Origin of the sequence: Sphingopyxis sp., from assembly GCF_035250425.1 — a bacterium.
Classification (GTDB): Bacteria; Pseudomonadota; Alphaproteobacteria; order Sphingomonadales; family Sphingomonadaceae; genus Sphingopyxis.
Genome location: NZ_DATFFD010000308.1, coordinates 1 through 21068 on the forward strand (window position 1 = coordinate 1; position 21068 = coordinate 21068).

Annotated in this window: 27 protein-coding genes; 14 read left to right on the forward strand and 13 right to left on the reverse strand. The window is 65.2% G+C overall.

What is annotated here, in order from left to right; translation table 11 throughout:
- The 3 genes from VJ811_RS18780 to VJ811_RS18790 all read right to left on the reverse strand — a co-directional run.
- Positions 1-98: biotin carboxylase N-terminal domain-containing protein (locus tag VJ811_RS18780; RefSeq protein WP_324075273.1), on the reverse strand; the 98-nt coding region annotated here is incomplete at its 3' end.
- A gap of 7 nt (positions 99-105) precedes the next feature.
- Complete coding sequence (accB, locus tag VJ811_RS18785) at positions 106-585, reverse strand: acetyl-CoA carboxylase biotin carboxyl carrier protein (protein WP_324075214.1); 480 nt, start codon at positions 583-585, stop codon at positions 106-108.
- A 69-nt stretch (positions 586-654) separates the two neighbouring features.
- A complete protein-coding gene (locus VJ811_RS18790) occupies positions 655-1095 on the reverse strand; it encodes a type II 3-dehydroquinate dehydratase (protein WP_324075217.1) in 441 nt (146 codons plus the stop codon).
- Between the two features lie 80 nt (positions 1096-1175).
- Between VJ811_RS18790 and thiS the strand changes: the two genes are divergently transcribed.
- Both thiS and VJ811_RS18800 read left to right on the forward strand, forming a co-directional pair.
- A complete protein-coding gene (thiS, locus tag VJ811_RS18795) occupies positions 1176-1376 on the forward strand; it encodes a sulfur carrier protein ThiS (RefSeq protein ID WP_324075219.1) in 201 nt (66 codons plus the stop codon).
- A 1-nt stretch (position 1377) separates the two neighbouring features.
- The gene (locus tag VJ811_RS18800; protein WP_137887496.1) at positions 1378-2151 is read left to right on the forward strand and encodes a thiazole synthase; all 774 of its coding nucleotides are present in this window, start codon (positions 1378-1380) and stop codon (positions 2149-2151) included.
- A 351-nt stretch (positions 2152-2502) separates the two neighbouring features.
- Here the strand turns inward: VJ811_RS18800 and VJ811_RS18805 are convergent, their stop codons facing one another.
- The 3 genes from VJ811_RS18805 to VJ811_RS18815 all read right to left on the reverse strand — a co-directional run bounded on the left by VJ811_RS18805 (position 2503) and on the right by VJ811_RS18815 (position 4766).
- A complete protein-coding gene (locus VJ811_RS18805; protein WP_324075222.1) occupies positions 2503-3252 on the reverse strand; it encodes a hypothetical protein in 750 nt (249 codons plus the stop codon).
- A 129-nt stretch (positions 3253-3381) separates the two neighbouring features.
- A complete protein-coding gene (locus VJ811_RS18810; RefSeq protein WP_324075225.1) occupies positions 3382-3939 on the reverse strand; it encodes a GNAT family N-acetyltransferase in 558 nt (185 codons plus the stop codon).
- A gap of 428 nt (positions 3940-4367) precedes the next feature.
- On the reverse strand, positions 4368-4766 hold the full coding sequence (locus VJ811_RS18815) for a glycine zipper 2TM domain-containing protein (protein WP_324075227.1): 399 nt from the start codon (positions 4764-4766) through the stop codon (positions 4368-4370).
- Positions 4767-4948: 182 nt separating this feature from the next.
- On the opposite strand from VJ811_RS18815, the gene VJ811_RS18820 reads away from it, so the two are divergent.
- On the forward strand, positions 4949-5170 hold the full coding sequence (locus VJ811_RS18820) for a membrane protein (RefSeq protein ID WP_037516131.1): 222 nt from the start codon (positions 4949-4951) through the stop codon (positions 5168-5170).
- A gap of 20 nt (positions 5171-5190) precedes the next feature.
- Positions 5191-6108, forward strand: coding sequence for an EamA family transporter RarD (gene rarD / locus VJ811_RS18825; protein ID WP_324075231.1), 918 nt, complete (start codon positions 5191-5193; stop codon positions 6106-6108).
- A 188-nt stretch (positions 6109-6296) separates the two neighbouring features.
- Here the strand turns inward: rarD and pyrC are convergent, their stop codons facing one another.
- Positions 6297-7319, reverse strand: coding sequence for a dihydroorotase (gene pyrC / locus VJ811_RS18830; protein ID WP_324075234.1), 1023 nt, complete (start codon positions 7317-7319; stop codon positions 6297-6299).
- Between the two features lie 202 nt (positions 7320-7521).
- Between pyrC and VJ811_RS18835 the strand changes: the two genes are divergently transcribed.
- Genes VJ811_RS18835 through VJ811_RS18845 form a run of 3 tightly spaced genes read left to right on the forward strand, consistent with a single transcriptional unit; the run spans position 7522 to position 9468 of the window.
- Positions 7522-8247 carry a folate-binding protein gene (locus tag VJ811_RS18835; protein ID WP_324075236.1) on the forward strand — a complete coding sequence of 242 codons (726 nt, stop codon included), beginning with the start codon at positions 7522-7524 and terminating at the stop codon, positions 8245-8247.
- 32 nt (positions 8248-8279) lie between these two features.
- A complete protein-coding gene (locus tag VJ811_RS18840) occupies positions 8280-8867 on the forward strand; it encodes a hypothetical protein (RefSeq protein ID WP_324075238.1) in 588 nt (195 codons plus the stop codon).
- 34 nt (positions 8868-8901) lie between these two features.
- A complete protein-coding gene (locus VJ811_RS18845; RefSeq protein WP_324075240.1) occupies positions 8902-9468 on the forward strand; it encodes a retropepsin-like aspartic protease family protein in 567 nt (188 codons plus the stop codon).
- Positions 9469-9498: 30 nt separating this feature from the next.
- Here the strand turns inward: VJ811_RS18845 and VJ811_RS18850 are convergent, their stop codons facing one another.
- Positions 9499-9924, reverse strand: coding sequence for a GFA family protein (locus tag VJ811_RS18850; protein ID WP_324075242.1), 426 nt, complete (start codon positions 9922-9924; stop codon positions 9499-9501).
- Between the two features lie 83 nt (positions 9925-10007).
- Here VJ811_RS18850 and VJ811_RS18855 point away from each other — a divergent pair, with 83 nt between their 5' ends.
- Positions 10008-10679: an MBL fold metallo-hydrolase gene (locus VJ811_RS18855; RefSeq protein WP_324075244.1), complete on the forward strand. Its 672-nt coding sequence runs from the start codon at positions 10008-10010 to the stop codon at positions 10677-10679.
- Between the two features lie 30 nt (positions 10680-10709).
- Here VJ811_RS18855 and VJ811_RS18860 read toward each other — a convergent pair whose 3' ends face one another.
- Positions 10710-11150 carry an MAPEG family protein gene (locus VJ811_RS18860; RefSeq protein ID WP_324075245.1) on the reverse strand — a complete coding sequence of 147 codons (441 nt, stop codon included), beginning with the start codon at positions 11148-11150 and terminating at the stop codon, positions 10710-10712.
- A gap of 411 nt (positions 11151-11561) precedes the next feature.
- On the opposite strand from VJ811_RS18860, the gene rpmF reads away from it, so the two are divergent.
- From rpmF to VJ811_RS18885, 5 genes are all read left to right on the forward strand, one after another.
- On the forward strand, positions 11562-11741 hold the full coding sequence (gene rpmF, locus VJ811_RS18865; protein ID WP_011541714.1) for a 50S ribosomal protein L32: 180 nt from the start codon (positions 11562-11564) through the stop codon (positions 11739-11741).
- 22 nt (positions 11742-11763) lie between these two features.
- A complete protein-coding gene (plsX, locus tag VJ811_RS18870) occupies positions 11764-12798 on the forward strand; it encodes a phosphate acyltransferase PlsX (protein ID WP_324075256.1) in 1035 nt (344 codons plus the stop codon).
- A complete protein-coding gene (locus VJ811_RS18875) occupies positions 12795-13760 on the forward strand; it encodes a beta-ketoacyl-ACP synthase III (RefSeq protein WP_324075259.1) in 966 nt (321 codons plus the stop codon). The genes plsX and VJ811_RS18875 overlap by 4 nt, the downstream gene beginning before the upstream one ends.
- A gap of 152 nt (positions 13761-13912) precedes the next feature.
- Positions 13913-14206 carry an integration host factor subunit alpha gene (locus VJ811_RS18880; protein WP_037516152.1) on the forward strand — a complete coding sequence of 98 codons (294 nt, stop codon included), beginning with the start codon at positions 13913-13915 and terminating at the stop codon, positions 14204-14206.
- Positions 14207-14220: 14 nt separating this feature from the next.
- Entirely contained in the window at positions 14221-14616 is a 396-nt protein-coding gene (locus VJ811_RS18885) for a MerR family transcriptional regulator (RefSeq protein WP_324075261.1), read from the forward strand.
- Positions 14617-14619: 3 nt separating this feature from the next.
- Here VJ811_RS18885 and VJ811_RS18890 read toward each other — a convergent pair whose 3' ends face one another.
- The 4 genes from VJ811_RS18890 to VJ811_RS18905 form a co-directional block, all read right to left on the reverse strand.
- The gene (locus VJ811_RS18890) at positions 14620-15171 is read right to left on the reverse strand and encodes a SixA phosphatase family protein (protein ID WP_324075264.1); all 552 of its coding nucleotides are present in this window, start codon (positions 15169-15171) and stop codon (positions 14620-14622) included.
- 57 nt (positions 15172-15228) lie between these two features.
- A complete protein-coding gene (locus VJ811_RS18895) occupies positions 15229-17964 on the reverse strand; it encodes an ATP-dependent DNA helicase (RefSeq protein ID WP_324075265.1) in 2736 nt (911 codons plus the stop codon).
- A gap of 60 nt (positions 17965-18024) precedes the next feature.
- Positions 18025-18336, reverse strand: coding sequence for a GIY-YIG nuclease family protein (locus VJ811_RS18900; protein ID WP_324075268.1), 312 nt, complete (start codon positions 18334-18336; stop codon positions 18025-18027).
- A gap of 62 nt (positions 18337-18398) precedes the next feature.
- A complete protein-coding gene (locus VJ811_RS18905) occupies positions 18399-18767 on the reverse strand; it encodes a PilZ domain-containing protein (RefSeq protein ID WP_324075269.1) in 369 nt (122 codons plus the stop codon).
- 638 nt (positions 18768-19405) lie between these two features.
- On the opposite strand from VJ811_RS18905, the gene VJ811_RS18910 reads away from it, so the two are divergent.
- On the forward strand, positions 19406-21007 hold the full coding sequence (locus tag VJ811_RS18910; protein WP_324075271.1) for a lysine--tRNA ligase: 1602 nt from the start codon (positions 19406-19408) through the stop codon (positions 21005-21007).
- Positions 21008-21068: the final 61 nt, after the last annotated feature.

The following is a 21068-nucleotide window of genomic DNA, read 5'->3' on the forward strand; positions in this document are numbered from 1 at the left end:
TGGACCGCGACGGTCTTGATGCCCATTTCGTGGCATGCACGGTGGATGCGCAGCGCGATCTCGCCGCGGTTGGCGATCAGGAGCTTTTCGATGGCCATGTTTTGATCAGCCGATGGTGAACAGCGGCTGGTCGAATTCGACCGGCTGGCTGTTCTCGACATGCAGACCCTTCAGTGTGCCCGATGTCGGCGCGACGATCGGGTTCATGACCTTCATCGCCTCGATGATCAGGACCGTGTCGCCGGCCTTCACGGCCGAGCCGACGGCGGCGAAATTCGGTGCGCCGGGTTCGGGCGAAAGATAGACGGTGCCGACCATCGGCGATTTGACGGCGTCGGCGAGGCTGTCGGTCGCCGGAACTGCCGCAGCGGCAGGCGCCGCGGGGGCTGCCGGAGCGGCCGCCGCAACCGGCGCGGCAGCGGGGGCGTATGCGACGGGCGCGGCGTTCAGCGCGCGTGCGACGCGAATCTTGCGTGTCCCGTCCTCGACCTCGATTTCGGACAAACCGGTATCGTCGAGCAGCTCGGCGAGCGCGCGGACATAGGCCGGATCGACGTTGATGCCATTGTCTTTATGGTCACCCATGAGAATTTTTCCTGTTGTTGCGGCGCCCATTAATGGGGCGCTCGACCCCGTTTTTGATGCGCCCTATTGTCAGAGACGGGCGGCGGCGTCCAGCGCCAGCGTGTAGCTGTCCGCGCCATGTCCCGCAAAATGCGCCACCGCGGCCATGCCGACATAGCTGATGTGCCGGAATTCCTCGCGCTTCATCGGATCCGACAGATGGACCTCGATCACCGGCACCTTGATCGACTTGATCGCGTCGTGGATCGCGATCGAGGTGTGCGTATAGCCGCCGGCGTTGAGCAGCACGGCTTTCGCGCCCGCGACATAGGCCTCGTGCAGCCAGTCGATCAGCACGCCTTCGTGGTTGGTTTGCCGGCATTCGACGCGAAGGCCGAGCTCGGCTGCCTGCGCCTCGAGCCGCGCGTGAATGTCGTTCAGCGTGTCGTGCCCGTAAATCTCCGGCTCGCGCGTGCCGAGCAGGTTGAGATTGGGGCCGGAGAGGACGAAGACGGTCGGCAGGTCGGGCAATGGGCGGTCTTTCGGTTGCTACGGTGCGCGCTCCCCCTATATGGGCTGCTCGGCAAAAGGCAAAGCAGGGCGGGTACGCGGTGATTTCTGTCATCCTCAATGGCGAACGACGGCAGGTGCGCGAAGGCAGCATCGCCGACCTCGTCGCGTCGCTCGGGCTCGATGTGAAAAAGGTCGCGGTCGAGCGCAACCGCGAGATCGTACCGCGTTCGACGCTCGCCGACGTCGCGCTCGCCGACGGCGACGCGCTGGAAATCGTTCATTTTGTGGGAGGCGGTTGAGGTGTCAGCGGATCAATGGAGCGTTGCCGGACGGACATTCACGTCGCGGCTGATTGTCGGCACCGGCAAGTATAAGGATTTCGAACAGAATGCCGCGGCGGTCGCGGCGTCGGGCGCGGAAATCGTCACCGTCGCGGTGCGCCGCGTCAATGTGTCGGACCCGAATGCGCCGATGCTCACCGACTATATCGATCCCAAGAAGATCACTTATCTGCCCAACACCGCGGGCTGCTTCAACGCCGACGATGCGATCCGCACCTTGCGGCTGGCGCGCGAGGCGGGGGGCTGGGATCTGGTGAAGCTCGAGGTGCTCGGCGAGGCGAAGACGCTCTATCCGAACATGCGCGAGACGCTGGAGGCGACCGAGGTGCTCGCGAAAGAGGGCTTTCTGCCGATGGTCTATTGCGTCGACGATCCGATCGCCGCGAAGCAGCTCGAGGATGCGGGCGCGGTCGCGGTGATGCCGCTCGGCGCACCGATCGGATCGGGGCTGGGCATCCAGAACCGCGTCACGATCCGCCTGATTGTCGAGGGCGCGTCGGTGCCGGTGCTCGTCGATGCGGGCGTCGGTACGGCAAGCGACGCCGCGGTAGCGATGGAGCTTGGCTGCGACGGCGTGCTGATGAACACCGCGATTGCGGAGGCCAAGGATCCGATCCGCATGGCCCGTGCGATGAAGCTCGCGGTCGAGGCCGGGCGCGACTCGTATCTCGCGGGGCGAATGGGGGTGCGGCGATATGCCGATCCGTCGAGTCCGCTGGCGGGGCTGATCTAAGCGGCCGGTTGCGGCCGGAAACGGACGCAATATCCTCCCCGCGGCGCAGCCGTGGGGAGGGGGACCGTCGCGAAGCGGCGGTGGAGGGGGTGCGACGCCGCGCTACAAGCCCCTCCGTCAGCGCTTCGCGCTGCCACCTCCCCATGCCTGCGGCACAGGGAGGATATTACCATCATCGTCACCCCGGACTTGATCCGGGGTCCCGCTTGAAGGCGAGGGCTGCTTTTATGTCAAAAAAGCGGGATCCCGGGTCAAGCCCGGGATGACGGAAGGAGAATGAGGGAACGGCAGCTCCCCATCGCTAAGCAGCCATCGCGTCCCGGCGTCTTTTTTCTACCCGCTGATCGCGGCCTATTTCCCCCCGGACGCCACCAGGTCGACGTCGGTCATCGCGCCGTCGCGGCGCATCATCAGCACATAGGCGAGATCGCCCTTCGTGCCGCCGAGCATATGCTCGTTGCCATTGATGCGGTGGTCGCTGGTGTAGCCGGCGCGGATCGCCATCGTGTGATAATAATCGAGCACCGCCTGCATCGACGCCGCGGTCTGGAAATTGACGACGCGGATGTTGCACTTGCCGCCCGCGATGCCGGCCGCTTCGCGCAGCGTCGCGCGCGGATAGACTTTGAACGCGGCGGGCAGGCGGTCGGCCCAGGCGTTGCTGTACGTCAGCTTGGCGTCGCAGCTGCCCTTTTGCTGGTCGCGCGCGAGAGCGCCGATGGTGACGGGGCGCTTCTGCGCCTCGCAGCCGTCGCATCCGGCCTCGAACGGCAATGCTTTCGGTGCGGTAAGCAATTTGCCGGCGGAAAGGGCCGCGGCGGCCTCGGCGGCGGTTGCGGCCTTGCCGCCCGCGACGCCGGGGACGCCGCCGTCGACGGGCCGGTTGCCCGGGCCCACGGCGTTTTTGTTCGATTGGCCCGCGAGCTTCGGGTCGACCATGATCTTGTCTTCGAGCGAGCCCTTGATCGCCGGGTCGGCATTGGTCAGCCCGTCGTCGAGCGGCGCGAGGTCCGCCTTGGCATTGGGATTGTCCCGGCACCCGGCGAGCGGCGCCGCCGCCATCAGCAAGCCGGCAACCAGCCATTTTACGCGCAACATCATCGCTAACACTCCCTTATCCTTTACAGGGGATGCCCGATTTCGCTCAAAAAGGCCCAAATAAAATGAGTTAACGGGCAGGGCTTTGTTAGCCGAAAACTGTCTCGGAGCGAGACGCTTTTGCGCGTTCGCTCACGCTCCAGGCAGGAATTCCTTGCGCTTGACGCGCCATGCGTCGGCGCTCTGCGTCCACGCATCGACCGGCGCGTCCTCGAACGGTGCGGGGAGGCGGGTGGGGCCGCTGTTGGTGGCGCCGAGCCGTTTCGCCAGCGCTTGCGAGCGGGTGTTGGCGGGATCGATGCTGTGCATCAGCTCGGGCCATTTCAGGAATTCGACCGCGAAATCGCACGCGGCGACGCTGCCTTCGAGCGCATAGCCCTTGCCGGCGAATTTGGCGCGCACGCCATAACCGATCTCGGGCGCGGGCCAGCCGTCGGGCTCCCACGGACCGAGCCGTCCGACCCATTCGCCGGTCGCGCGCTCGATTACCGAGAACATCGAAAAGCCGCGAATGTGCCACGCGCCGGCGAGGGTACACCACATGCGCCATGCCTGCGAACGCGGGCAGGTGCCGCCGATGAAGCGCATCGTGTCTTCCTCGGTGCACATTTCGGCGAAACCGTCGAAATCCTCGGTCGCGGGTGGGCGGAGGATCAGCCGCTCGGTGACGAGCAGGGGGCCATTCAACATAGAGGGTCAGAACCCTTTCATTGCACATTCGAGGCGTCGAAATGGCGAAGATGTCGCTTTCGCGCGGCCGCGGGAGGTAGTGGTTCTACCTGCAAGGTTGCGCGGAGGCGAGATCGAAGCCAGTGTGACGTCCCTGCGGGATTTGACCGATTTTGTCCATGGCTGCGTCAGCGAGCCTTGGAATATATCCATATGCCTGCGTCTCGCTTCCCTGCCCGGAACAAAATCGCTTCAAACCTCGAACGTGCAATGAAAGGGTTCTCACCCTTCCTCTCCCGCAGCGATTGGCCGACGCTTCTGCGGCAAGAGGGCGCTTTGGGCAAGCTGCATACGCTTGAGGGCACCGGCCGTCCGACCGGTGCCCTCGCCATCAACGCGTGTGAGCGGAGGGGTCCGAACTCACACTCGAGACGGTTAGCGTTTTTGCCTTAGCGGCAGCGATATTTGTCGCGGTCGATCTCGCGGCCGAGCAGGGCGCCACCGGCCGCACCGAGTACGGTGCCGAGCAGCTTGTCGCCGCCGCCCGCGATCTCGTGGCCGGCGAGGCCGCCGACCGCGCCGCCGATCAGCAGGCCGGTCGTGCCATTGTCCTTCTTGCAGCGATAACGGCCATCGCTGTCGCGCCAGATGCGCGTATCCGCATCGATCCGTTCGTCGCGAGCATAATGGCGGTGGTGCTTGCGCTTCTTGTGGAAGCCCGATGACTGGTCGAGCTGATGGAAGCCGCCGGCCTTCGCCGGAGCCGCGATACCCGCATAGGCAGGCGCGGTCAGGGCGACACTGGCGGCAGCAAAAGCGCCCATCATGCCCTTGGTGAAACTACGCATAAAAAATCCTTTCCTGGTCTCGGCGCCTCATCCCGCTTGCATAAGACCGGGCGCTTCGATGGAAAAACGAGCCGGGCTGCAAAGCCGTTGCATGAACCCAAGGCAACAAGACGAACCGAGTGCCTCCATCGACCAACCGAAAGCCTCTTGCCGCATCGGCGGCGGCATGCGACAACCCCGGCATGCTCAATATCGGATCGCTCGTCATTGGCGCTATCGCCTTGGTTCTGGCCGTTTTTGCGTTCATCCCGCTGCTCGGTTGGGCGAACTGGGTGATCATACCCTTTGCCGTCGTCGGCCTCGCGCTCGGTGCGATGTCGGACAAGACGAGCGGGCGCAACCTGAACATCGTCGTCATCGTCATCGGCGTGATCCGCCTGATGCTGGGCGGCGGCATCATCTGATCCAGCCGGACTAGCCGATCATGAACCAGCCAGCGGCCCCCGCGGGGAGCAATCAGGGCGGCTTGCCCTTTGCGATCGGCGCTTACCTGATCTGGGGCTTCGTTCCGCTCTTCTTCAAGCTTCTGTCGAGCGTCCCGCCGGTCGAGGTGCTGGCGCAGCGCATCGTCTGGTCGCTGCCGCTCTGCTTCCTGATCATGGCGTTCCGCCGTCAGATCGGCGATTATGTGGCGGCGCTCAAGGATTGGCGCGTGCTGCGCTTGCTGCTCATTAGTTCGGTGCTGATCGCGCTCAACTGGCTCGTCTATATCTATTCGATCTTCACCGACCATGTGCTCGCGGCCAGCCTCGGCTATTACCTCAACCCGCTCGTCAATGTGATGCTCGGCATGATCTTCCTCGGCGAAAGGCTCTCGCGGCTTCAGGCACTCGCGGTCGTGATCGCCGGGATCGGCGTCGCGATCCTGCTCGCGGGCGCGCTCGACACGCTGTGGATCAGCCTGACCCTGGCGTTCAGTTTCGGCACCTATGGCCTGATCCGCAAGATCGTGCCGGTCGGCTCGCTCCCGGGCCTCGCGATCGAGACGACGTTGCTGTTGCCGCTCTCGGTCGCTGCCGCGGCCTATTATATCTGGCTAGGCGACGGCCGGGGGTTTGGGTCGGAGGCGGGGATCAGCTGGCTGCTCGCGGCGGGCGGGGTCGTGACCGCGGTGCCGCTCTTGCTGTTCGCGACCGCGGCGCGGCGGATGAGCTATGCCGCGCTGGGCTTTGTCCAATATCTCGCGCCGAGCATCGCCTTCCTGCTCAGCCTGTTCGTGTTCCACGAACCGCTGAAGCCCGCGCAACTCGTCTGCTTCCTGCTGATCTGGGTCAGCATCGCGGTGTTCAGCTTCGACATGTGGCGCAAGATGCGCGCCGACCGGATGATGCCAGCGGCGTAGAGCAGTCTAATTTTGACTCGCACAAAGCCACGAAGCCACAAAAAGACTCTTTCCTCCGTTCGCCCTGAGCCTGTCGAAGGGCCGTTCTTCTAATAAGCGTACGGAAATACGGTGCTTCGACAAGCTCAGCACGAACGGATCAGAGCGGGATCCTTTGTGGCTTCGTGGCTTTGTGCGAGTCAAAAAATTCAGGCCAGCCGCCAGCCCAATGTCTCGCCGGCATGGAAGGGAACGACCTCGCCGACGCGTTCCGGAACGACCGTCTCGCCGCGTTCGAGCGTTACCGTGCCGGCGTTGAGCGGCAGACCATAAAAATTCGGGCCATGCTCGCTGGTGAAGCCTTCGAAATTGCCCAGCGCGCCTTCCTCGTCGAACACCTGAATATAGGATTCGAGCGCATAGGGGGCGTTGAAGATGCCCGCGCAGCCGCACGCGGCTTCCTTCGTATGCACCGCATGCGGCGCGCTGTCGGTGCCGAGGAAGAATTTGGGCGATCCCGACACCGCCGCCGCGCGCACGGCCAGCCGATGCGTCTCGCGCTTGGCGACGGGCAGGCAATAAGCGTGCGGGCGGATGCCGCCGACGAGCATCGCATTGCGGTTGATATGAAGATGCTGCGGCGTGATCGTCGCCGCGACATTGGCGGGGGCGGCTGTCACAAAATCGACCGCTTCGGATGTGGTAATATGTTCGAACACGATTTTCAGGTCCGGCAGATCACGCACGAGCCCCTTCAGCATCCGTTCGATGAACACCGCCTCGCGGTCGAAAATGTCGACGTCATGGTCGGTGACCTCGCCGTGGATGAGCAGCGGCATGCCGATTTCGGCCATGCGCTCGAGCACCGGCATGATCTTCGCGACGTCGGTGACGCCATGCGCGCTGCCGGTGGTGGCGTGCGCGGGATAGAGTTTCGCCGCGGTGAAGACGCCCTCTGCATGGCCGCGCGCCATTTCGCCCGCGTCGCTGTGGTCGGTGAGATAGGCGACGATCAGCGGGGTGAAGTCGAGCCCGGCCGGAACCGCGGCGTTGATCCGGTCGCGATAGGCGATGCCTTCCTCGGCGGTCGTGACCGGCGGCGACAGGTTCGGCATGATGATCGCGCGCGCGAACTGGCGCGCGGTATATTGCGCGACATGATCCAGCATCGCGCCATCGCGCAGATGGACATGCCAATCGTCGGGGCGGCGGATCGTCAGGCGGTCGGTCATTGCAATCTCCCCCCTCCCGCTTGCGGGAGGGGTTGGGGGTGGGCGAGTCCGTGGCGGCGCATAGCCGATGTTTGATTGTTGCCCAACCCTCCATGCCCACCCAATATCGGGTTGAACAGCCGGGGGCTGTTCAAACCCGATACGCCCCTCCCGCAAGCGGGAGGGGCTTTAAGTCGCCGAGCTTCCGCCCTATTTCGGGTCTATGACCAATACCACCCTCAACGACCGCGCCCTGATCCGTCTGTCGGGGGAGGATGTCCGCGGCTTCCTGCAAGGGCTGGTGACGAACGACACGTCGGGCAATCTGCCGGTGTGGGCGGCGCTGCTGACCGCGCAGGGCAAGGCGTTGTTCGATTTCCTGATCTGGGGCGACCAGGGCGACGTGCTCATCGATTGCGAGCGCGAGGCCGCCGAGGCGCTGACGAAGCGCCTGACGCTCTATCGGCTGCGCCGCGCGATCACGATCGCGGTCGAACCGGATCTGGCGGTCCATTGGGCGCCCGAGGGCGATCTGGGCGTCGCCGACCCGCGCCTTCCCGAACTCGGCCAGCGCTGGCTGGCCCCGGCCGGCGAGGGTGAGGGCGCCGACGCCGCATGGCGCGCGCACCGGCTCGCGCTCGGCGTCACCGAAGGGCGCGCCGAATTGGGTGACGGCACGACCTTGTGGCTCGAATGCAATGCCATCGACCTGAATGGCGTCAGCTTTACCAAGGGCTGCTATGTCGGACAGGAAAATACCGCGCGGATGAACTGGCGGCAAAAGGTCAACCGGCGGCTGGTCGTGGTTCCGATCGCCGACGCCGATGAAAAGCGGCAGGTTATCGCTTATCCCGACCTCGGCTGGTCGGTCGAACATCGAAGGACCGAGAATATCGAAGCGGCCGGCGCACCCGCGTGGATGCGTGAGGGACTCGCCGCCGGTTCATGACAGGTGCAGCCTTTGCTGCTAGACTGCCGGGCATGCGCGCTATGCTGATTTCGTCGGCGCTCGTCGCCGCTTTCGCTCTGTCGGCTCCCGTCGTTGCGGCGCCGACATCCTTGCTGCCGACCGAACCCGAAACAGCGCAGCCCTCTTCCAGACTCGCGCCGCTGGCCGCGGACTCGGCTTGGACGCCGCGCTTCGCGGCTGCGGCGGACGAACTCGCGACGGCGCTTCGCTCGCGCGATGAGGCACAGTGGGCGCCGCTGCTCGGCGGGCAGTGGCTGTCCGCCGCGGATCGCGCGCGTGTCCGGAATTTGCTCGGCGACCGGAACAGCCCGTTCCCGCCTGCGCTCTTCTCGCACGGGGCGACCCACCGCGCGATCCTCGGCTGGAGCGCGCCTGCGTCGCTCAGCGCCGACGAACGCGCCGCGATCGAGAATGGTCAGGAGGCCGAGGCGCTGGTGTGCTGGTCGGCGGGCGGCAATGGCGCGGAGGCATGGCCATCGACCGCGGCCGAGGCCGACAATCGCCCGGGCCGCTCCTATGCCTGCGCGCGGATCGCGTACAGCATTCGCGGCGGGACGCCGACGTGGCGCGCATTCATCGAACGGCGCGAGCCCGCTTAACCAATCCCCAACCCTCTTCTGCGAAAAGCGCCTCATGTTGGGGCGCTTTCTCGGATTGGCTGCGGTGATCGCGGCGGTTTCGGTCGGCTTGGCGGGCGTCGCCAGCCGGTCATCATCCAATGACGCGGTCGAAACGTCGAATGCCATTTCGGGCAATCACGACAATTGGACGACGCACAAGGTTCGCAAGGACCGGTCTTTGGCCGCCGCCGAAGCCCGGGGCGATTCGGGCCGGCCGAGCGAGGTATTGCTCGCCCGCTCGGGCGATTCGCATTTCTACGCCGATGCGGACATCGACGGCACGAACATTCGGGTGCTGGTCGACAGCGGCGCGTCGATCGTCGCGCTGACGCGGGACGACGCCGAAGCCATCGGCATCGACGTCGATCGCCTGCCCATCAGCGGCACCGCGCGCACCGCGGGCGGCGACGTCCCGATGCGCACGGTCATGCTCGACAGCGTCGAGATCGAGGGGATCGAAGTCCGACGCGTCGAAGCCGCGGTGGTCGACGCCGACATGGGCGTATCGCTGCTCGGCCAGAGCTTCCTCTCGAAACTCGCCGCGGTGAATGTCGAAGGCGACACGATGACGCTGCGCTGATCGCGGCGTCGTCCCGCGCGTTACCATGCGCTATTCCCGCCGTGCGGCGTGCGCCGGGTTTCCCGGATGCGAAGCGATCCCGGGTGGAAGTTCGAGCCACCCATGTTGATCTTCGGACCATACGGCCTGTTCCGGAGCGGGAAAATCGGGATCGGCAAACGCGCCCGCGGCGACGCCGACCAGATGGGGGAGGCGCTCGGGCTCCCACCAGAGCGACGATCCGCATTCGGGACAAAAGTGGAAGGAAACGTCGAAGCCGCTGGCCGACGGCCGTCTGAATGCTTTTGCCGTCCCCGTCGCCACCGCGACCTGCGCGCGTGAAAAAAATGCCGCAACGCTGAAGATCGAGCCGGTTCTTCGCTGGCAGTCGAGGCAATGGCAAAGCGAAACCTTGGTCGGCTCGCCTGTGCAACGGAGCACGAGCTGACCGCAATGACAGGAGGCGTGCCGTTCCATCGGCCCGGACACTATCATCCCGTGTCACGAAGGCAAAGGGCGCGGACTTGCCATTTTCGCCGCTTTTCCCCACATCGAGCGCCATGAACGCTCCCAATCCCCCGCTTCGCGCCGCGATCGTGCCGGTCACCGCATTCCAGCAGAATTGCACCCTTCTGTGGTGCACCGCGACCAACAAGGCGGCCTTCGTCGATCCCGGCGGCGACCTCGACAAGCTGAAGGAAGCAGTCCGGCAGACCGGGGTCGAGGTCGAGAAGATTCTCGTCACCCACGGCCATATGGACCATTGCGGACAGGCGGGGATGCTCGCGAAGGAACTCGGCGTGCGGATCGAGGGACCGCACGAGGACGACCGTTTCTGGATCGACGCCTTTGCCGAGGATGGCGCGCGCTTCGGCATGGTCGGCGAATCTTTCGAGCCCGATCGCTGGCTGGTCGACGGCGACACGGTGACCGTCGGCAACCTCACGATCGATGTCATCCATTGCCCGGGGCACACGCCGGGCCATGTCGTCTTCCACCACGCGCCGTCGAAGCTCGCGATTGTCGGCGACGTGATCTTCCAGGGATCGATCGGCCGCACCGATTTCCCGCGCGGCAATCACCAGCAATTGCTCGATTCGATCACCGGGAAGCTGTGGCCGCTCGGCGGCGATACGACCTTTCTCCCCGGACACGGCGCGCACAGCAATTTCGCGCACGAACGGCGTACCAATCCGTTCGTGAGCGATATGGCGTTGGGGACGGCGGGTTAATCCCCCTCCCGCAAGCGGGAGGGGAGAAGATCACTTCGGCGCCGCGACTTCGGTTTCGACGATCTCGGTCGTCGTGATGCTCGTCGGCGTCAGATAGACGATCGCGAGCGCGCCGATCGCGAGGCCGAGCTGGGTCAGCATGGTGATGATCGTGCCGACCATCCGGCCCCACATCATCCCGTCCATCCCCATCGCGTGCAGGACGCGCCCGACAAGATAGAGGGCGCCGACGCCCCACAGCCAGAACGACGATCCGAGACCCAGCTCGACCAATGCGAGCAGGATGAGCACGAACGCCGTGTTTTCGACGAAATTGCTGTGCGCGCGCATCCGCCGCGTCAGGGGCTCGTTGCCGCCATCGCCGATGAAGACCTTTTCCTTTGTGCGGACGCGGCCGACGCGTACCGAAAGCCACAGGTTGAGCAGCGCCGCGCCGGCGGCGATCGTCAGGCTGATCGGCAAGATTATCATTTGGCTTCCCCCATTGTTGACCGGTGTACCGGCGTGGGCGAGGTGTGGCATTGCGGTGAAGCGAGGGCAAGTGCGCCTTTCAAGCCTCGTCACCCCGGACTTGATCCGGGGTCCACGCATTCGCTGCTGGGGTGGATGCCGGATCAAGTCCGGCATGACGAAGGAAGCGTACAAGCTATGTAGTGGATCGCGTGCCACGGGGCTTGCCTTTGCGGGCAAAAACGCTATAGCCCCGCCCGATCCGGCACCCGACACCATCTGGCGTTGAGGCACCCTCCGGCGGAAGATTTTCTTGTCAAAACTGGACAGGAATATGCCTTCGCACGGCGGGCGGGCCAGTCATTCCCGGCGACGGGGTGACAAATCCGGGTAGCCGATTCGTGACACACTATTTAGAATGCAGGAAATATCATGGCCGTTCCCAAGCGAAAAACCTCGCCCTCGAAGCGCGGCATGCGTCGCAGCCACGACAGCCTGAAGGTCGAAGCCTTTCAGGAATGCCCGAACTGTGGCGAGCTGAAGCGCCCGCACAATCTTTGCAACGCCTGCGGCCATTATAATGGCCGTGAAGTGGTGTCGGTCGGCGCGTAAAAATCAAGCCGGAGGGCATTAAATGGCACTGACACCGCGAATCGCAATCGATGCGATGGGCGGTGACGTCGGCGTGCGCATGATGCTCGCCGGCGCCGCGATGGCGCGCCACAAGCACGATGGCCTCCGCTTCATCCTCGTCGGCGACGAGGTGCAGATCAAGACGGCGCTCGAAAATCACCCCAATCTGCGCGCGGCGTCGGATATCATCCACACCGACGGCGTGGTGTCGGGCGAAGACAGGCCGAGCCAGGCGCTGCGCAAGGCGAAAAGCACCTCGATGGGGCTCGCGATCGACGCGGTGAAACGCGGCGATGCCGGCGGCGCCGTGTCGGCGGGCAACACCGGCGCGCTGATGGCGATGGCAAAGCTCGCGCTGCGTACGATGCCGGGCATCGACCGGCCGGCGCTCGCGGCCTTGTTGCCGACGCTGGGCGACAATGACGTCGTCATGCTCGACCTGGGCGCCAACACCGAATGCGACGCGACCAACCTGACGCAGTTCGCGGTCATGGGCGCCGCCTATGCGCGCACCGCCATGGGGCTCGAACGCCCGCGCGTCGCGCTGCTCAACATCGGCACCGAGGAATTGAAGGGCACCGACGAGATCCGCGATGCCGCCGCGATGCTGCGTGCCGCCAAAGGGCTGCCGATGGAATTCACGGGCTTCATCGAGGGCGACAAATTGTCGCGCGGCGACGTCGATGTGATCGTCCACGACGGCTTTTCGGGCAATATCGCGCTGAAGACGATCGAGGGGACGGCGCGTTTCGTCACCGACCTGCTGCGCCGGGCCTTCACCAGCTCGACGCGCTCGAAGATCGGCTTCCTGATCTCGCGCCCCGCGACCGAGCTGCTCAAGCATCACCTCGATCCCAACAACCATAATGGCGCGGTGTTCCTGGGCCTCAACGGCGTGGTGCTCAAAAGCCATGGCAGCGCCGATGCGAAGGGGGTCGCGAACTGCGTCCACCTCTGCGCCGAACTGATCGAGAAGGATATCACGCGTCAGGTGACCGAAGATCTCGCGAATTTCCGTAGCGGGGCCGCAGCATGACGCTCCGCGCCATATTGGCCGGCACCGGCTCGGCTTTGCCGCGCACGCGGGTCTCGAACGCCGAACTCGCGGCGCGCGTCGACACCAGCGACGAATGGATCGTCGAACGTACGGGCATCCGTTTCCGCCATATCGCCGAACCCGACGAGACGACGGCAACGCTGGGCGCCGATGCCGCGAAGCAGGCGCTCGCGGCCGCTGGTCTTGAGCCATCGGACATCGGCCTGATCATCGTCGCCACCGCGACCCCCGATAACACGTTCCCGGCCAGCGCGACCAAGGTCCAGGCGCTGCTCGGCATCCCCGACTGCATCGCCTTCGACGTCGCGGCGGTCTGTTCGGGCTTCCTTTATGCGGTGTCGGTCGCAGACTCGATGCTCCGTACCGGGGCGACGCAGCATGCGCTGGTGATCGGTTCGGAAACCTTCAGCCGCATCCTCGACTGGGAAGATCGCACGACCTGCGTCCTCTTTGGCGACGGCGCGGGCGCGGTCGTGCTGTCGGCGAAGGACGTCGACGACGATCAGGGCATCCTCGCGACGCGCCTTCATGCCGAGGGAAAATACGCAGATATGCTCTATGTCGACGGCGGACCGTCGACCACGGGGACGGTCGGCCACGTCCGGATGCAGGGCCGCGAAGTCTTCCGCCACGCCGTCACCAACCTCGCCTCGGTGCTGAGCGAAGTGATGGCCGATGTCGGGCTGTCGGCCGAGTCGATCGACTGGGTCGTGCCGCATCAGGCGAACAAGCGGATCATCGACGCGACCGCGAAAAAGCTGGGTTTGCCGCCCGAACGCGTCGTACTGACCGTCGACCAGCACGCCAATACGTCGGCGGCATCGGTGCCGCTCGCGCTCGATCTCGCGGTCCGCGACGGACGCATCAAGCGCGGCGACCTGGTGGTGCTCGAGGCGATGGGTGGCGGCTTCACATGGGGCGCCGCGGTTCTGCGCGTCTGACGCTTCGCTCCGGCGCGTCAACTTCTCGCTCCATCCGTTTCAGTTTGGCGGATTAATTCGTATTTGTTACATATGCGGACAGGGACTCGTGACGGTGGGGGCTGTCGGGGAACCGATCGCGCATTTTCGCTTCAGAGGGGGAAGGGATCAACATGACCGCAGGGACTCTTACGCGGGCCGACATTGCGACACGGATCAACCAGCAGATCGGTTTGTCGCGCAACGAATCGGCCGCAATCGTCGAATCGATTCTCGATCATATGTCCGACGCGCTCGCGGTCGGGCAGAATGTGAAAATCTCGGGCTTCGGCACCTTCGTTTTGCGCGACAAGGCCCAGCGGATCGGCCGCAATCCCAAGACCGGCATCGAAGTGCCGATCTTGCCGCGGCGCGTGATGACCTTTCGCGCCAGCCAGACGATGCGAGCCCGCGTTGCCGGCAAATAGGCCGGATTCGACCCATGTCGGGTTCTGACATGGCCGACGATGGCGGCAAGGCGTCCGGCGCCATGCTCGCCATCGGCGAACTTGCGGTGCGCATCGGCGTCCCGACGCATGTCCTGCGCTATTGGGAAACGCGTTTCCCGCAGCTGAAGCCGCTCCAGCGGTCGGGCCGCCGCCGCTATTACCGCGCCGAGGATGTCGCGCTCGCTGAGCGCATCCACCATCTGCTGCATGTCCAGGGCTTCACCGTCGAAGGCGCGCGCAAGGCGCTGTCCGAGCCGGGGGCCGCACCGACTGCGCGCGCGCCATTGGCCCGCGAGGCGCTCGACAGCGCCGCGCCGATGCGCGTGAAGGGGGTTCCGGTCGAGGCGCTGGTGTCGCTCCGCCAGCGGCTCGCAGCCGCGCTCGGCTAAGCTTCAGTCATCATCCATCGCCGGCGCGAGCGCCGGGTCGAGGTCGCGCGGGCGGATGAAACCCACAAAGCGCGCGCTGTTCGTGTCGAGATCGTGCCAGTCGGCGATATCGAGTTCGAGCCGCGCCAGCGCCGACGTCGGCAGCTTTTCCTCGACCTTCGCGCGCAGTTCATCGCCCGCCGATTCAGGGACAAGCATCAGGATCAGATCCTCGAGCCCCGGATTATGCCCCGAAATCAGCAGATGATCTGAGTTTTTGCCGGTGTCGCGGATCACGTCGATCAGCGTCGCGGCGGAGGCCAGATAGATGCGCCGGTCCCAATGCGGCTCAAGTCCGTCCAAATCGGCGGCGGGCTGGAAGATGTCGAGCGTTTCGGTCACGCGCACCGCGGGCGAGGCGATGATGCGGTCGACGGGCAGTTTCTGGCGCTTCAGCCATTGTCCGATCAGTTCGGCGCCGCGCGCCCCGCGTTTGTTGATCGGGCGGTCGAAATCGCGTTCGACCTGGACGTCCCAGCCGGATTTGGCATGGCGCAGGATGGTCAAAGTCTTCAAAATCGCTCCCCGCGTTCCCACGCTCTTGTCCTCGTTCGCGGGCCTTGTGCCGGAAACTTATGACGGTGAAAAGGCTGGAAAGGCTGTTTTTCTGCGCTCGACGTTCGCCGCGGCGACATGGTTGACCGCTTCGTCGAGCGGCAGACGGCGGATCGGCGTGCCCTCTGGAAAGGCGCTCAGCAGCCGCGAGGGAAAGCTGGGTGAGAGCATCACGAACTGCCCGAAATCGTCGGCGCGGCGGATCAGCCGGCCGAACGCCTGCCCGATGCGGGCGCGGATGACCATATCGTCATAGGCACTGCCGCCCTGCGCCGCACGCCGCGCCGCGTGCAGGATCGTCGGGCGCGGCCAGGGCACCCCCTCCATCACGACGAGCCGCAGCGAATCGCCGGGAACGTCGACGCCGTCGCGCAAGGCATCGGTGCCGAGCAGCGACGCGTGCGGATCGGCGCGAAAAATATCGACGAGCGTCCCCGTGTCGAGCGGATCGACATGCTGCGCGAACAGCGGCAGCCCCGCGCGCGCCAGCCGGTCGGCGATGCGCGAATGGACGATGCGCAGCCGCCGGATCGCGCTGAACAGGCCCAATGCGCCGCCGCCCGACGCCTCGATCAGCCGGCTGTACGCGCCTGCAAGGGCAGGGAGGTCGCCGCGCGCGATGTCGGTGACGATCAGTACTTCGGACTGGCGGGCATAGTCGAACGGGCTCGGCACCGCGAAATGCTGGACGCCGCCGTCCATATGGCGGGCGCCGGTGCGGATATCGGCGTCGGTCCAGCCGCCGCTGCCATGTCCGCCGCCGCGCAAGGTCGCCGAGGTGACGAGCACGCCCTGTGCGGGCCGATAGACGACCTCGGCGATCGGCCGCGCGGGATCGAGCCAGTGGCGGTGCAGCCCAGTATCGAACTCGCGCCCGTCGTAGCGGTCGACCGCGAGCCAGTCGACGAAATCGGGATCGGCGGGACCGCCGACGCGCCCGAGCAAGGATAGCCAGCCACCAAGTGTGTCGATCCGTGTGCCGAGGCTGTGCCGCGCGCCATCGACCCTAGCCCGCGCCTGCCCGTCGAGCCAGTCGGGCGGATCCTCGATCAGCACCTCCAGCCGTTTGCCGAGCGCCATCAGCGGGCGCAGCAACGCCTCGACCGCATCGCTCGCCGCCGCGGCTGCGGCCACCAGGTCGGAATCGGGATCGGCGAGCTCGGTTTCGAGGCCATAGCCCGCGTCGGCGGTGCGCGTGTCGACCGCGCGCGCGTAGACCTGTCCGCGCACCGCGACGAGCAGCCGTTCGATCGCACCCCACGGGTCATTCTCGGACAGTCGGCCGAGCCAGCCGTCGCCGGGCAGCTCGGCGGCGGCGGCGATCGCCGCCTGGATCGCGCGGTCACCCGCCTCGTCATAGCTCGCGACGTCGGCGAGGCGTGCCGCGAGCCCGCGCCGCCGCCCGCGCGACTTGCCCTCGGGGCCGAGCACCCAGCGGCGGATTTCGACCGCTTCCTGTCCGGTCAGCGCCGCGGCGAACATCGAATCGGCGGCATCCCACAGATGATGGCCCTCGTCGAAGATCAGCCGCGTCGCGGGCGCGCCGCTATCGCGCGGGCGCGCCGCCTGCACCATCGTCAGCGCATGGTTGGCGATGACGATGTCGGCCTGCGTCGCGGCGCGCGCTGAATGCTCGATGAAGCATTTGCGAAAATGCGGGCAGCCCGCATAGATGCACTCGCCGCGCCGGTCGGTCAGCGCGGTCGTGCCGTTGCGGCGGAACAGCGCGGGGAGCCAGCCGGGCAGGTCGCCGCCGACCATGTCGCCGTCGCGTGTATAGGCGGCCCAGCGCGCGACAAGCTGCGCCAGGATCGCGGCGCGGCCCGAAAAGCCGCCCTGCAGCGCGTCCTCCAGATTGAGCAGGCAGAGATAATTCTCGCGCCCCTTGCGCACCACGACCTTTTCGCGGTGCGTCGCGGCGTCGGGGTAAAGCCGCTCGGTCTCGCGCGACAATTGGCGCTGCAGCGCCTTGGTGAAGGTCGAGATGCAGACGGCGCCCGCCGATTGGTCGATCCATTGTTTGGCGGGGGCGAGATAGCCGAGCGTCTTGCCGATGCCCGTCCCGGCCTCGGCAACGAGCATCTGCGGCGCATCCTTGCGTTCGCGCGGGGCGAAGATTGCGGCGGTCGCGCGCGCATAATCCTGCTGCCCCGCCCGCCGCTCGGCGCCGTCGCCGGTCAGCCGGTCGAGCCGCGCCGACACATCGTCCGCGTTGATCGTCACCTGTCGCGGCGCGCCGCGCGGCGGCTGTTCCTCCCATTCGGGCAGGCGCGCGAACAGCCAGCGTTCGTTCGCGTCGGGCTGCGACAGCCGCGGCTGGACGAGCGGCGACCACGACCAGCGCTGGCGCGACAAGGCCTGGACGCCGTGCCACGCGCCTTCGCGCTCCTCCCAGCCGGGATCGTCGAGGCTGGCGAGCATCGCCGCGGCCGCCTTGGGCAGAAAGGCCGCGATATCCTCTTCGCCTTTCGGCGGCGTCAGGCCGGTCGCGGCGGCGATCCCCGCCGGGGTCGGCACGGCGAAGCGCGCGGGATAGAGGAAAGCGAAGAGTTCGAGCAGGTCGAGTCCCGACAGTTCGGGATAACCCAGCCTGTCGCCGGTCAGCGTCGCATTCAGCAGCAAGTGCGGAGTCGCCGCGACCGCCGCGATCGCTTCACCGCGCCCCACACGCTGGACGCGGCCGTGCGTATCGGCGATCCAGATGCCGATATGGCTCGCGTGGATCGCGGGCAGGGTAAGCGGGTCGGGCGCCATCGCCCCACGCTAGGGACAAAAGGCGAACGCGGCAAGGTTAGTGGCGGCTTCGAATTGGATTTAATCCGTTCGTCCTGAGCTTGTCGAAGGACCGTTCTTGCCTTTTGCTAGTGCTGAAATCCTCTCCCAATCGCCGCGGATCAGCGCCATTTTCTTGGCGCGGCTCCAGCCCTTTATCCGGCGTTCCGCCTCCAACGCCTCTATCCGCGTTGAGAACTCCTGGCTCCAAACGAGAGCAACGGGCAATTTGTCGGCGGTAAAGCCGGCTATCGTACCGGATTCATGCTCGCCGATACGGCGGGGAAGATTGTCCGTATGACCGGTATAAAAGGCACCGCCGCGGCAATGCAGAATATAAGCCCAGAACCCCATGGTGACCCGAGTAAGAGAAAGAACGGCCCTTCGACAAGCTCAGGGCGAACGGGGTGAGGTATTTAGCTCAACCCACGACGCCCGAACCCGGTCGGTCGATTGCTGTGAAAAATCTGCGCGGGCTGGACCATCGACGCGCCGCGCGCCGCTTTCAGTGCATTATGGAGCGGGCCGTGCGTCAGTTCATACGGAAAGCGCACGCCCATCCGGTCTTGCTCGGACCACATGACGACCGCATAGGTCACCTGTCCGCCATAATGGATTTCGCAGCGCGAACGCGCCGGCATGCTGGCGCCGTCGATGCGGGCGCCGCCTTCGGACAGGTCGGTGATCCGGCCGTCGACGAAGTTCAGCACACCGTTGACGGTGACGTCGATCGAAACGGTGGTGCGCTTGTGGCCGCGAGCGGCGGGGGTGCGAAAATTGTCCATGCAGCCAGGCTATGCCAACATGGTAAATTTCGGGTAACCATGATCGACACCATTTCCCACCCTGCGACGACGGGCATCTCCCCACCGCTTCGCGACCGGAAGGATTGGCTTTCCTACAATATCCGGCTGTGCTTGATTGTGCCCGATGCGCGCTTTCGAACATCAGACGCTTAAAGCGACAAAGGCGACACTTTCGAGGCGTTTGTCCGTCGCTTTTGTCGCCTTAAGGGATGTCGATACGCGAACGAAACGCGATTCCCGAGTGAAGTTGCGCAGTTTTTCGTCCTTTTGGCCGGGGTGGCTGTCTCCTGTCATCCCGGACTTGATCCGGGGCGCATTGCGGCGCCGACATCATGGACTCCGGATCACGTCGGCGTTTGTTCTCTTGAGACAAGTATCTGACTGTTCCCCGGCGAAGGCCGGGGTCCAGGGCGCGATAATGCAATATTTGCTTCCAGACGCTCCCGAATCCGGCCTTCGCCGGGGAACAGCTACTTGCTCAAAAGATATGAACCCCGACCAAGTCCGCGGTGACGAAACAAGGATGCGATCCGTCTGGAAAATGCGATTCCAGTGTGAAGTTGCGCAGTTTTCCGCGCTCCTTCCCAACGGCGTTTCTTCCCGCTATGGGCGCTGGCATGACTGACCTGCATCTCGATCCCGCCCTGCGCGAACCCGCGCAAACGTCAAAGGCCTGGCCGTTCGAGGAAGCGCGCAAGCTGGTCAAACGCTATCCCGATGGCAAGCCCGGCGGCGAGGCGATCATTTTCGAGACGGGCTATGGCCCGTCGGGGCTGCCGCATATCGGCACCTTCAACGAAGTGCTGCGCACGACGATGGTCCGCCGCGCCTATGAGGCATTGACCGGCGGCGCGCCGACGCGGCTCGTTGCGTTCAGCGACGATATGGATGGCCTCCGCAAGGTTCCCGACAATGTGCCGAACGGCGACATGCTGCGCGAATATCTCGGCAAGCCGCTGACCGCGATCCCCGATCCGTTCGGGAAGTTCGAAAGTTTCGCGCATCATAACAATGCGATGCTGCGCGAGTTTCTCGACCGGTTCGGCTTCGAATATGAGTTCGTCAGCTCGACCGAGCGGTACAAGGCGGGCGCATTCGACGACGCGCTGCGAAATGTCCTCCGCCACAATCAGGACATCCTCGACATCATGCTGCCGACGCTGCGCGCCGAGCGCGCCGCGACCTATTCGCCGATCCTGCCGGTCAGCCCGAAGTCGGGGATCGTGCTGCAGGTGCCGGTGACCGTCGTCGATGCCGATGCGGGCCTCGTCTCGTTCGAGGATGAGGGCGAGACGATCACCCACTCGATCCTCGGCGGCGGCGCCAAGCTGCAGTGGAAGGTCGACTGGGCGATGCGCTGGGTCGCATTGGGCGTCGATTATGAGATGTACGGCAAGGATTTGACCGACAGCGGCGTCCAGTCGGGCAAGATCGCCAGGGCGCTCGGCGGGCGCAAGCCCGAGGGGCTGATCTACGAGATGTTCCTCGACGAAAAGGGCGAGAAGATTTCGAAGTCGAAGGGCAATGGCCTCAGCCTCGAGCAATGGCTCGACTATGGCAGCGAGGAGAGCCTGGCCTTTTTCGCCTATCGCGAGCCCAAGGCGGCGAAGCAGCTGCACATCGGCGTGATCCCGAAGGCGGTTGACGAATATCTCCAGATGCGCGGCAATTATCCGGCGCAGGAGCCCGACAAGCGGCTCGGCAATCCGGTGCACCATGTCCATGCCGCGCGCGGCGAGCAGATCCCGGCGAGCGAGCTGCCTGTGACCTTCGGGCTGCTGCTCAACCTCGTCGGGGTGATGGGCGCCGATGCGTCGAAGGACCAGATCTGGCGTTACCTCGGCCAATATGTCGAGGGCGCGAATGCCGCGACCTATCCCGAGCTCGACCGGCTGATCGACAATGCGATGGCGTATAACCGCGACTATGTCGCGCCCACGCTGAAGCGCCGCAAGCCACAGGGTGGCGAGGTGGCGGCATTGCAGGAACTCGACAACAAGCTCGCGGCGCTGCCCGCCGATGCCGGTGCCGACGATATCCAGAACATCGTCTACGAGATCGGCAAGAATGAGGCCTATGGCTTTGAAAATCTGCGTGATTGGTTCAAGGCGCTCTACGAGACGCTGCTCGGGTCGAGCGCCGGGCCGCGCATGGGCAGCTTCATCGCGCTGTTCGGCATCGACAACACGCGGCGGCTGATTGCCGAGGCTTTGGCCTGAGGAAATATAGGAATCCGTTCGCATCGAGCGAAGTCGAGATGCCCCTCGACCTTACGCCGTC